General features: G+C 42.9%; 9 protein-coding genes and 1 pseudogene. 7 read left to right on the top strand and 3 right to left on the bottom strand.

The features are described from left to right. Positions 1-17: 17 nt before the first annotated feature. Positions 18-863 carry a helix-turn-helix domain-containing protein gene (locus FFM78_RS12315; RefSeq protein WP_137638697.1) on the bottom strand — a complete coding sequence of 282 codons (846 nt, stop codon included), beginning with the start codon at positions 861-863 and terminating at the stop codon, positions 18-20. A 202-nt stretch (positions 864-1065) separates the two neighbouring features. Between FFM78_RS12315 and FFM78_RS12310 the strand changes: the two genes are divergently transcribed. The 4 genes from FFM78_RS12310 (at position 1066) to FFM78_RS12295 (ending at position 4918) form a co-directional block, all read left to right on the top strand. Then, positions 1066-1812 carry a LytR/AlgR family response regulator transcription factor gene (locus FFM78_RS12310; RefSeq protein ID WP_137638696.1) on the top strand — a complete coding sequence of 249 codons (747 nt, stop codon included), beginning with the start codon at positions 1066-1068 and terminating at the stop codon, positions 1810-1812. Positions 1813-1926: 114 nt separating this feature from the next. After that, entirely contained in the window at positions 1927-3252 is a 1326-nt protein-coding gene (locus FFM78_RS12305; protein ID WP_137638695.1) for a GHKL domain-containing protein, read from the top strand. Continuing rightward, positions 3245-4240, top strand: coding sequence for a serine hydrolase (locus FFM78_RS12300; RefSeq protein ID WP_223877080.1), 996 nt, complete (start codon positions 3245-3247; stop codon positions 4238-4240). The genes FFM78_RS12305 and FFM78_RS12300 overlap by 8 nt, the downstream gene beginning before the upstream one ends. Before the next feature lie 15 nt (positions 4241-4255). Continuing rightward, the gene (locus FFM78_RS12295) at positions 4256-4918 is read left to right on the top strand and encodes a hypothetical protein (protein WP_137638694.1); all 663 of its coding nucleotides are present in this window, start codon (positions 4256-4258) and stop codon (positions 4916-4918) included. Positions 4919-5046: 128 nt separating this feature from the next. On the opposite strand, the gene FFM78_RS12290 is transcribed toward FFM78_RS12295, so the two are convergent. Beyond that, complete coding sequence (locus FFM78_RS12290) at positions 5047-6486, bottom strand: FAD-binding oxidoreductase (protein ID WP_137638693.1); 1440 nt, start codon at positions 6484-6486, stop codon at positions 5047-5049. A gap of 359 nt (positions 6487-6845) precedes the next feature. Between FFM78_RS12290 and FFM78_RS12285 the strand changes: the two genes are divergently transcribed. Together FFM78_RS12285 and FFM78_RS14045 are read left to right on the top strand one after the other, a co-directional pair. Further along, positions 6846-8885 (top strand): nitric-oxide reductase large subunit, encoded by a 2040-nt coding sequence (locus FFM78_RS12285; RefSeq protein WP_223877079.1) that lies wholly within the window; start codon positions 6846-6848, stop codon positions 8883-8885. A 3-nt stretch (positions 8886-8888) separates the two neighbouring features. Further along, the gene (locus FFM78_RS14045) at positions 8889-9200 is read left to right on the top strand and encodes a hypothetical protein (protein WP_223877078.1); all 312 of its coding nucleotides are present in this window, start codon (positions 8889-8891) and stop codon (positions 9198-9200) included. Positions 9201-9776: 576 nt separating this feature from the next. Here FFM78_RS14045 and FFM78_RS12280 read toward each other — a convergent pair. Then, positions 9777-10370: a TetR/AcrR family transcriptional regulator gene (locus FFM78_RS12280; protein ID WP_137638692.1), complete on the bottom strand. Its 594-nt coding sequence runs from the start codon at positions 10368-10370 to the stop codon at positions 9777-9779. 179 nt (positions 10371-10549) lie between these two features. Between FFM78_RS12280 and FFM78_RS12275 the strand changes: the two are divergent. Beyond that, positions 10550-12035 (top strand): annotated as a pseudogene (locus FFM78_RS12275) (MDR family MFS transporter). Positions 12036-12167: the final 132 nt, after the last annotated feature.

The following is a 12167-nucleotide window of genomic DNA, read 5'->3' as shown; positions in this document are numbered from 1 at the left end:
TATTGTGTTTTCAGCACTTAATTCAACAGCTCACGTGCTAACTCAACAATTTTGCTATTTTTAAAGTAGCGTGCGTAGACCATTGTTGCTGTTTGATATTCCTTAGCCGCCTGCTGATTCTTATTTTGGGTTGCTGCAAAAGTTTTGATCAAATAGAATTCTGGTAAAAAGCTGGCACGATCCATTTTTTCGTCGATTTTAATCCCATAGTCCGCATATTTAGTTGCCATAAGCGCATCTTGCTTGAAAAAATAATGCATCCCCATCTGCTGACAAAGATATAATAATTGAACAGCATCTGCGTTACCAATATTAAAATTCATTTTAAGTGCTTGTTCAACGATTTCATAAAAATAAGCCGCTTTTTCTGCTTCTTCGAGCTGAGTATAAAGCGCGGCTTTATCCAGATAGGCTAAAATTGTGTAAATGTCATAATTATCATTTTTTGTTAGTGCCAATACTTTATCTAATTCAAAAAAAGCGTCGTCAAATTGTTGGGCTTCAATTGCAAAACGCGCCTTTATGAATACAAATTGCAGCTTAATTTGCTGATTCTGATCATCAATGGCTAATAGCGCCAGCTGATCTTCAGAAGCATGTTCTTTCATTAGAAGACTTTTATGTTCAATTGTCAGAAGTTCCTGCTCGATTTCGGTATTGACACTATTTGTAAACTCTGAAAAAACATCATTTAAAGTTAGATCAAGCCGTTGCAAAAGTGGAATTAAGTTGGCAAACTTAGGTGGATAACTCGTCTTTTCCATTTTACTGATCACATTTTGATTACAGATTCCTTGTGCCAACTCAAATTGAGTTAACTTCTTACGCAACCGCATTTCCTTCATAACTGCTGCTAAAAACATACTGCCACCTCAATAGTTTAATTAAATATATTATTTACCGATTAATTTTCCGTCAAAAAAAGATACTGCTTACCCTAACTGCTTCGTCTATTATATATTCCAGATTTAATATTTACTAGCCCATTTTTATACTAAATTAAGTATGTCGTGATGGTATACTATATAGTAGGCTTTAATAATTGGCTGTTTGGGGGTAACTATTTTGTTGAATATTATTATTTGCGAAGATAATCTAGAACTTTTACGTACCTATAAGGTATTTGTTAAAAGCTATCTAAACACGCACACTGAGCGTCAAGCACAATTGGTTTTAGCAACCGCTAATCCAAACAAAGTCGCTCAATTTCTGACTGGAAATGCAACTGAACCAACGCTATATATTTTAGATATTGAATTTGCCAATTCACTTACCACCGGAATAACTTTGGCCACCAAGATCAAGCATATTGATACTAAAGCCAAAATCATTTTCATAACGACGCATGAAGAATTGCTACCCTTGATCGTAAAAAATAAAATTGTCCCGCTGGCAATTATTGAAAAGGAAACTGGGCTGCAACAAGTTAAAAACGAGTTGTTGGTTAATTTAGATAAAGCGACTACTTTAACCACTAAAAAAATTATTGAATCCGATTATTTCGTTTACAAAATCGGTAGTAAGGCCTATAAAATTGCTAAGGATGAAATCTTTTATTTTAAGGCTTCAACTAACTCCCATAAAATATTAATTTTCACCGCTAAAACAGTGCATGAATTTCATGGTAATTTAACCGCCATCGAATCTGCTAACACTGATTTTTACCGTGTACATAACAGTTACCTCGTCAATTTAAAAAAAATCAAAAAATTAGACACGACTAATTTGGAGCTGATTTTGATCAATAATCAGCTGATTCCCGTTGCAACGCGCAAAATAACTGGATTGATAAAAACAATAAAAGCCGATTAACAAAATTAAGGTTTAATTCGCTTTGGTGGCTATTGGGTAACGCCATTTAATATAGCAAGTGAGTAACCGAATTTTTAAAGCATTTAGCGTTAGGTAAAAAAAGGGGGGGATATTATGTTACATTTACCAACACTTGTTTGGGCAATTTTAGATATTTTAGCCTTATTGCTATTCTATATTATTCTATTTATCCTTTTTAAAGAACTCAGATCTAAACGTAATTTCAGCGTTGCTATTCTCTCCATACCACTAATCGAATTAATTGATTTACACTTTAACATGGCTAGTATTTTGTTACTTCCATTGACCTGCTTGTTACTTTTTAAGTTCGACAATGTCGCGCTCCGCCAACGAATCATCAATCTGGCGGTCACCCTACTGATCACATTGATTGCTAGTAACTTAGGCGGCTTTTTAACTATCACCATATATCGAGCAACAGGCATGAATTGGCTTGTTTTTAGCCTGATCTGTATCACTATATTTTCACTGATCGCATTTATTCTGATCCTACTCTATAAAAAGGTTATGCAATTGCTAAATAAAAGCACCTTAAACACAGACTTTCTGCGCATGAATTTATCTTCAAATATTTTAATTTTACTCAGCTTTTTACTGGTTGCATTGGGGATCACGCGCCTGTTAAAGATTGAAACGAAACTACTGGCCACAATTTTAATTCTGTTTGGCATTCTATCATTTATTATCTTGCTGACCAATGCACTTATTTTCGCCAAGGAAATTAAAAATCAGGAATTACAGCACCAAAAAGAACGTAACCAAGATAATAAACAGTACGTGCACGATTTAGAAAAGCAATACCAGAATTTACGCAAAGCAAAGCATGACTATAAAAATCTATTATTAGCGATCGCCACCATGGCGAATAATAACAATACGCCGAAAATTTCAGCAACGATCAACGAATTATTGGATGAAACCACAGATGATAACGTTAGTTTTGAAAATAAGCGCATGCTTCAGAAAATCAAGGATGCGCTGATCAAAAGCATCATTAAAAACAAAATCATAGACGCCGAACAACAATCATTCCTATTTTCATTGCAGATTGAGGAAAATATTCCTGATCTCCAGCAGTATAGTGTTGTTCTAACCAGAGTATTAGGTATTCTGCTGGATAATGCCAATGAAGCAGCTCAGGAAAGCCCACGTAAAGAAGTCGCCCTGGCAATCATTCCCAGTGCAACCACAATTGAATTTATTATCCAAAACGCGATCACAGCCCCAATCGATTTAGACCGTATTTTCGCCCTTGGCACTTCAACAAAGGGCACTAATCGCGGCTATGGTCTATCCACTGTTAATGATATTTTAAGCCACTACGAAAATATTTTTCTAAACGTTGAAACTAGTCCAACTAATTTTACTGTGACTTTGATTTTGGAAACCGAATCAGTGCAGGAAAATGCCGATGCTTAAAAAACTGCTGAAAGCCTTTAATCTACCAGTCGATCCGTTATATAATAGCGCTATCATGAATGAATTCAATCGTTATGCCCTCAAAAAAATATTGATCGTCGCGTTATTGCTTTTCGAAGTGGTCATTGTCAGTGCGCACCTGATCAGCATCAAACATCCAGCTGATCCGCCAATGCCAGCAGAAAATGCTAAATTACTGAATAAAAGCAGCCAGATCAAACGCCGCCAAAAAACGATCAAACAAAATTTAACCGCTTATTTAAAAACCGTTACGAAGGACAAAACGGTCAGCGTCAGCTTTTATAATCTAGGCGCGCAATTGAATAGCCCCGCCGCCAATAGTGAATATGCAGATGTTTATCGCGAAGGGGCGTTACAAGTTGAAGCCAACGCTAATACGCCAGAAGTTTCTGCCAGCACTTATAAGTTATTTATCACCGCTTATTTAATGGCCCAAAAAAGTAAAGGTAACTTTGCTTGGACCAATTTAACTGAAGACGGCTTCTACCGAATGATCGTCAATAGCGAAAATGATTTTGCTGAACAAGAACTTGTCCACTATAGTCTGGCTGCGATCAATCAGTTTATCAAGCACCAAAATTGGTATGCGCCAGTCTTCAGCAATAATCGGGCCGCAACTACCACTAGTCACAGTTTGCAGTTGTTATTGGAGGATCTGGCTAAGGGTCAAGGTGCTTTTACCAATCATGCTGATCGTAAAAAGATCCTTAAATTGATGGGTGAACAAAAATACCGAACTGGCATTCCTACTGGTGTTGCTGCGGCCACCGCTAAAACCACCGTGGCGGACAAGGTTGGCTTTCTGAATGATACCAACAATGATGCCGGAATCGTTACCTTACCTAATGGCCAGCGCTACATTCTGGTGATCATGACCCACGGCCACAAACAAAGCGGCCTAAGTGGGTTCCCTAGAATCGCTAAAATAGCCAAACAAGTTCAAACAATCGTCTACGGTGAACAGTAAAAGGAGGTCGCAACTATGTATATCACCCACAATAAAGAACGTAAGCTGAATTTTATACTAGCCTTGCTGGCCTTCATCATTATCACCTCCCTGATCGATTTTAATTCGGCGGTGCTGATCAGTCTGAATAGTTGGGTCCAAACAGCACTGAATTTGTCCCTGAACTTCTCGCCGCTGAATCAGGTTTTTTATGTTTTAAGTAGTCCTTTACTTTGCGCGCTTTATGCGTTATTTCTGTGGTTCTTTTTATGGGGCTTTAAGCATAAATTGATCGCGACCTGGGTACTATTCACTTACTTCAGTGGTGAATTAATGGCGCTATTGGTGCGTACTTTTATTCATCAAACACAATTGGTAGCAGTTAGCCCAACTAACCTAGCAGTCTACTTTCCAAGTAAGCGTCTATTTGCGGTGTTACTAATTGATTTTTGCATTTACACCGCAGTCCTACCTTTGCTTAAAGATAAAAATTACCGCCGCAACACTCAGCTTGGCGTGTGGCTATTTACAATTTTAGCGATATTGACCAATGTGCAACTACACATCGCAACGCCGCTTGATATTTTTGGTAGTCTGCTGCTGGCTTACGGTTGGCTGCAGCTTTGCAAGGAGCAGTACCTACTACAATTTCGCCGCCTACAAGGCTATAAATTATTTCGCAATTCAGATTATAACTGAACTGGGACTTCAAATTCCGTCAGTAGACGCGTTAGCGATAAGCATAGTTCCTAGCCTAAATAAAAAGGTGTTTCCGTACTCGCTGCAATTTTTGCAGTTTCAGCACGGAAACACCTTTTTTTCTATATCTAATCCGTTAATGTCAATGGCCGATTAGCCTGTTTGTTACTACCTACCAATGGAAAAATCTTATGTGGATTCAAAATATGGTTAGGGTCAAAAGCGTCTTTGATCAACTGCAAGATTCTTACTTTATCCTTGCCATAATAAGCCTCAAAATAAGGTTCCCGGGCAAAACCGATGCCGTGTTCCCCAGACATTTCACCGCCTAAGGCTTTCGCAGTCGCGTATAACTGGCGGATGATCCGATCGACCTTAACCGCAAACTCCTGGTCAGAATAATCATCCTTCCGCATATAGATGTGCAAGTTGCCATCACCAGCATGACCAAAATTAGGCATCCCCACTTGTTCTTGTTCCTGCAGTTCTGCAACCTTGTCCAGTACCTTCGGAATTTCGCTGATCGGTACCACAATATCCACCTCATCAATTGCAGTAGTCGTCTGCTGGATCGCAGTCAGCAACTGATTACGTGTCTCCCAAATCGCTACCCGGTGTGCTTCATCACCCATCATAACCGGTGCCAGCGCACCATTATCCTTGGCGATCTGTAACGCACGATCCAGGTCACGTTGAACAACAGCACCATCATGCCCATCAAAAGTGATCAATAAGTAACCGCCCCCGGTGTGATCCATAAATGGTTGTTGGGCGTATTCCTCCCAATATTCAATGGTTTCGCGGCTGAAGAACTCCAGCCCAGTGGGAACTAAGCCGGCCCGCAGAATTTTAGGCACAACGCTGATCGCCTTTTTAACATCGACAAACGGCACCAATACATCCAAGTTAACCGTTGGCCGCGGAATTAAACGCAAAATCAATTCGGTGATAACCGCCAATGTTCCTTCACTACCAATAATGACGTCCTTTAAATCATATCCCGAACTATTTTTCACCGTTTTGCTACCAAAATGTTGGATCGTACCGTCGACCATAACAGCAGTGATCCCCCGAATATGTTCCCGGGTCGTGCCGTACTTGACCGCCCGCATCCCGCCGGCGTTAGTGCTGGCATTTCCACCGATGGTCGCCCACTTCATGGCTGGCGCCGGTACGTAAGTAAAAGGCTTATCCGCCAAATATTCATTAATATCGCGAATGCGAAAACCGTTTTGCACCGTCAATGTTAAATTATCAGGATCATATTCCAAGACCTGATTCATTTTGATCATATCAATATCAATGCCGTGCTCGATCGGCACATTAGCTCCCATCAAACCCGTGGCGTTACCGCGAACCGTCACCGGAATCAAGTTGGCGTTAGCGTAGCGCAAAATAGCCGCCACTTCTTCATTAGTTTCTGGCTGTACGGCAACATCCGGCAGACTACGGACCTGCTTAAACTGGTCATGGTCATAGTGCTCAGTGGCTGGATAGATCACACGCGCGGCGGTGACGATCTCGGTTAAGGCCGCAACATCTTTTTTAGTTACGCGTTGGTAAGTCATTTTCTTCACACTTTCTGAATACAGACGAACAGTTACCTGTCCGGCACAGGAAATAATTTATGCCGTTAGCCCGCATCTACTTTTAGTTTTAATTGTAATCGTTTACAAGCTTTACTATATAAAATTTTTTATATTTTGTCCACTATTAATTACTTAAATCGGTTATTGATCGCATTAAAAATAATGTGTCAGGCCCCTATTTATTCTCATTTAAGCGATCTTGGATCAGATTAACTGCCAGTTAATGGCGGAATGCGGTCTGTTACCGGTGCGTACTACGAGGCAAAATTTAAATTTAAATTTTATATATTCTTAATATATAAAATATGTTATATTCGTAATAAAAGGAGATGATCACCTTGGCAAAGACCAAGTATTCATATAGCCGGCTAACCAAAGTTTTAGTCGCTACTTTAGTAACCGTTTTCTCGATCTTGATCGCCGGTGGCTTGCTGATTTTCAAAAATGAAGCGCCACGCCCGGCAAAAATCGTGACCACCAGGGGCACTACTTTAGTCACGAAGCACGAACTACTCAGCGGCCAGGCCGTTTACGAAAAATACGGCCTAGCCGATTATGGCACTTATTTAGGTAATGGTTCTTACTTAGGGCCTGACTACACTGCGCAAAGTCTACACATCTATCTACAGGGCATGGATAGTTATTATGCGCAGAAATTATACCAGCAATCATTTAAAACACTTAGCGACTATAAACAAGGGGCGATCAAAGATAAAGTTCGCCACGAAATTAAAGTCAATCGCTATTCTAAAGCAACCCAGACGCTGACGTTAACTGCAGCCCAAGCGGCGGGCTATCGGCATTTAACCAGCTACTATCGCCATGAATTCATCAATAACCCCCGCCAAGCAGGCTTACCTGAAAATATGATCAACACGAAAAAGACCGACGCCTTTATATATAAAGGCAACAAAGTCGATCAGTTGACCAGCTTCTTTTTCTGGGGCGCTTGGATGTCGTCCACCAATCGGCCTGGACAAACTTATTCTTACACGAATAATTGGCCCTACGACTTGGACGCTGGCAACACAATGTCGTCTGAATCACTGCTTTGGACCGCTATCAGTGTCGCCTTACTGGTCGCTGGTGTCGGCGTGATCATCTACTATCAGCGCCGGTACGCCTTTGACATGGACGCTACTTATCAAAACGCTGACCAGATGCCGCTATTGGACACCGATTTTGCGATCACCCAAAGTCAGCGGAAAATCGCCAAGTTTTTCTTAGTCGTCGTTGGCCTGTTCTTAGTTCAGATCTTACTCGGCGAACTAATGGCCCACTATTATGTGGAAAACGAATTTTTCGGTATTCCGCTACAGAATATTTGGCCCTTTAACTTGGCCAAGGCTTGGCATTTACAGTTAGTTATTTTCTGGGTGGCTACCACTTGGTTAGCCACCGGGATCTACATCGTTCCCCGCGTTTTACGCCGCGAACCAAAACGCCAAGGTCTGCTAGTTGATCTGCTTTTCTGGGCATTGATCATCGTGGTTGTCGGCAGTATGTTAGGCGAATGGGCGTCAACTCTAGGCTTGCTGAACCATAATTGGTGGTTATTCGGCCAATTCGGTTGGGAATATATTGAACTCGGCAAGTTCTGGCAAATTCTGTTTATTATCGGCATGCTATTATGGGTGATCATTTTGATGCGTGGTTTCATCCCAGCTATGAAACGGCCGGACAATTATGACCGCAAACGTTTGATCACACTGTTATTCTGCGGTGCCATTGCGATCCCCACCTTTTATCTGGCGTCACTATTCATTTTACCGAACTCCCACGTGACTTTTGCCGACTACTGGCGTTGGTGGATCGTTCATTTATGGGTCGAAGGTATCTTCGAATCCTTCGCCGTGATCCTGATCGGTTACTTGATGGTCGACCTCAAATTGACCACCACCCGCTCAACGGTTCGCGCCTTGTACTTCCAGTTGACCTTACTGCTAGGTTCTGGCGTTGTCGGCATGGGCCATCACTATTTCTGGGAAGGCGATCACTCGATTTGGCTAGCGCTAGGGGCCTGCTTCTCCGCGCTAGAAGTGGTGCCACTTTGCTTGTTGCTGTGGGAAGCGTACACTCATTACCGCGTCTTCAAGGACAGCAAAGTCGACTTTCCGTATAAAGGCACTTTTGTCTTCTTGATGTGGACAGGAATCTGGAACGCGATCGGCGCCGGTGCTTTAGGTTTCATTATCAACGCACCTGCGATCAACTATTTCGAACACGGCACTCAATGGACTTCGGCCCACGCCCACGGTTCGATGGCCGGCGTTTACGGTATGTTCTCGATTGCGATCATGTTATACGCCTTACGTAACATTTCTAAATCTAAAATCTGGACACCGAAAATGGACAAGTTAGTTAACTGGTCCGCCTAGCTAATGAATATCGGCCTCGCCGGCATGGTCTTCATCAGCTTGTTACCAGCCGGTTACCTGCAATTAAAAGACGCGCTGGAACACGGTTACTGGCACGCCCGGTTATTATCGTTCTACCACAGCAGCCCAGTGGTCGAAATTCTGTGGGCGCGGATCGTTCCTGATCTCGTGTTCACCGCCGGCGTGATCGTTTTGATTATCATTGTGGTCAAAGTCCTACGCAACTTAAAACCAGCCGACAATGAAAAAGCGGCCGCTCACTTCGACGCCCTAACGGCACAAGAAGTTAAGGACGACCAATTGAACGTCGACTAAAAGAGTGTGATATAAATTACAGATTCATTCTGAAATATGATTATTTAGTGCACAAGAGCAGAGTTAGTTAGGTTCCATTCCGGCGCTGGCGTATGGAATGCGTGGCGCGTTGACAAGCTAATTTTCTTTCCGATTAAAAACCAGTCGGAAAAGAAAATGGATCTTGTCAATCGCGCATGTAACTAAGCGACCAAAGTACGGTCACCAAGTTACATCGACACAGCTGATACGCCGGCGCCTCCATTTCACCTTGGCAGTAATTGAGCATTGAATATTTTGTATAATTAAATGCTTCGCTAGTGTGATTGAGTATAACCTACAAGTTGGATAATTCGTCACTTTTAAGTTAGGCCAATCGTTTCTAAACAAAATACCAGTCAAAACAAGTTTAGCTGTTTTGACTGGTATTTTTGCGTCCAACTTATATTTTGATTTGTGCAATCACAATTGCCGATTGCGCAACTAAATTTGGTAGGTGCTACCGTGACCGTGGCCAAAGGAATGGAATCTAACCTACTCTGTTTCACGCTAACCATACTCCAGAATAAACCCAATTACACATGTAGCGGCTCTTTTTCATTCCTGAGAATAGATCGGCAGCAAAATATCATCTACCAACATGGTCAACCGCTGTTCGGTCACCTCTTTTTGAACAAAAATGTTATAGCGCACCCAGTCAAACGGCAACAACTTCAGATCATCAGCTAAATCAGTGCGCACGTTTTCACCACGGTCGGTTGCCCGCTTTAAGACACCATCGATGGCGCGCATGTCGATCTGGGAGCTGCGGTCGATCATTTTGCGCAAAGCTTCATTTTCATGCTGACTGATTTCGGTGAATAAGCTTTGTAAATAACTATTGCCAAACGTATCAATACTGATCAAGAATCGGTGCATCAATTGTAATAAGTCTGCGCGCAAACTATTTCCGGTCAAAACATACTGATCCATGTTACCTTTATTTTCCCGCCGAATTTGATCTTGTACCGCCGCGATCGCTAATTCAAATGGTGTATTCCAGCGGCGATAGATCACCGGCTTACTGGTCCCAGCGGCAAGCGCCACCTTGGGTAAGGTCAATCCAGCGAGCCCCTCCCGATCAATGATTGTCCGCGTCGCTTGATAAATTGCTGCTTCTAGTTCAGCGCCACGCCGGCGTGTTTTGCCCATAACGATCCCTCCCAATTTTAAAAATAAATTTTGTGCGTCCAAATGCCGCTACGTCATTCGTTTAAGCATTTCCGTTTTTAAGATACCGAAAGTTTCTTATTGACTTTTACCCTGCACCGTGTATTATACAGGTTGTGCCAATAAGATACCAAAAGTTTCTTAAAGAAAGAAGAATGATAATGTCAACTAAAGCACAAAAACTACCGCGTTCAGTTATGACGGTGGCGTGGGTCCTCGTTCTTGGGGGCCATGGCGCCGTTACTTGACTCGACGATGATCAATATTGCGATTCATAATTTAGTGCATGATTTAAATAGTTCGGTGACCACGGTGCAGTGGACGATCACCTGTTACCTATTGGCCACCGGGATCGCCGTTCCGTTTTCCAGTTGGTTGCTGAATAAATTCAACGGCAAGCACGTTTTCTTAGCCGGTGAGGTGTTATTTGCCGTTGGTTCAATCCTTTCGGCGCTGTCACCAAATATTCAGTGGTTGATCGGCGCGCGGGTGATCCAAGGGTTCGCCGGCGGCCTGATCATGCCATTATTGACCACCTTGTTAGTTCAAACCGCAGGTGCCGCGGCGATGGGGCAAATGATGGCTACCGTTGGCCTGCCGATGATCCTTGGACCGTTGTTTGGCCCTGTTCTCGGCGGTATCATCATTAAATATCTGTCGTGGCATTGGATTTTTTGGGTCAATGTTCCTGTTGGTCTCATTTCAATTTTATTGATCCTATGGAAAATGCCTGATTATCCGGCTCAAAATAAAGCCGCCAAAATGGACTTTGTCGGCATCATCCTTTTGGCCGGCGCTACTACTAGCATGATCTACGGTATCGTTAAAGCCTCCAAGTTAGCCAATTTCACTAACCAAACCACACTGACTTTCCTTGGCGGTGGCTTACTAGTTCTGGTGTTCTACATCATTTGGGCGGCATTGCGCAAAGAAAAAGCGGTGCTGCCACTGAACTTATTTACCCACGCTTCCTTCAACGGCGCCGGGCTAGGGTTACTGATCGCTGGCACGGTGCTTAACGGTGCAATGCTGTTGCTACCGCTGTTTTTCCAGGATGTCCGCGGGATGACCGTCATGACGGCTGGTTTAGCCTTGATTCCGCAAGGCGTCGGCATGCTGGTCTCACGAACGCTAACGGGGCGGCTGACCGATAGTATCGGCGCTAAATATGTGGTGCTAGTCAGCTTGCTGATCACCTTTGTTGGCACACTACCCTTTTACTGGTTCGATGCCCACACCGCTTATTGGCTGATCGCAGCCGTTTTAGTTGTCCGCGGTGTCGGTGCTGGTGGCATTTTGATGCCGCTAATGGCTGACGCCTATACTGGTATGAGTCACCAACAAGTTCCCGCGGCTTCGATCGGTTCGCGGATCATTCAAAATGTCGGTAGCGCCTTTGGCTCGGCCTTGATCGCAACCATTGTCACCGCCTATTCTAACGCTCACGTTAAAACGTTCCAGCAGCAGTTGGCCAATGGACACTTTCATATTCCCGCGGCGCAGCAGGCGACTTTTGCCCGCCAGCATTTAGTCGCGATCCGGCTGCACGCCTTTCAGTATGGCTTCTTAGTGACCGCGATCGCCGCCTTAGTGATCGTCCTACCGGCGCTGCTGCTGACCAATAAAATGAATAGCAAACAAGCTTAAACCATCAAAACGACCATGCGTTAATGGCCGTTTTTTTATGAAAAGAATTAAAAAATGAGTATACAAAATAAAAAGGTAGTCAAAACACAAAAAATTTTGTACACTCAGGTTGTTATCGGATTCAATTATTAG

The organism is Loigolactobacillus binensis (assembly GCF_005405165.1).
GTDB lineage: Bacteria > Bacillota > Bacilli > Lactobacillales > Lactobacillaceae > Loigolactobacillus > Loigolactobacillus binensis.
Note: the sequence above shows the minus strand (reverse complement) of the source record. Positions and strands in the feature narration are given on the sequence as shown.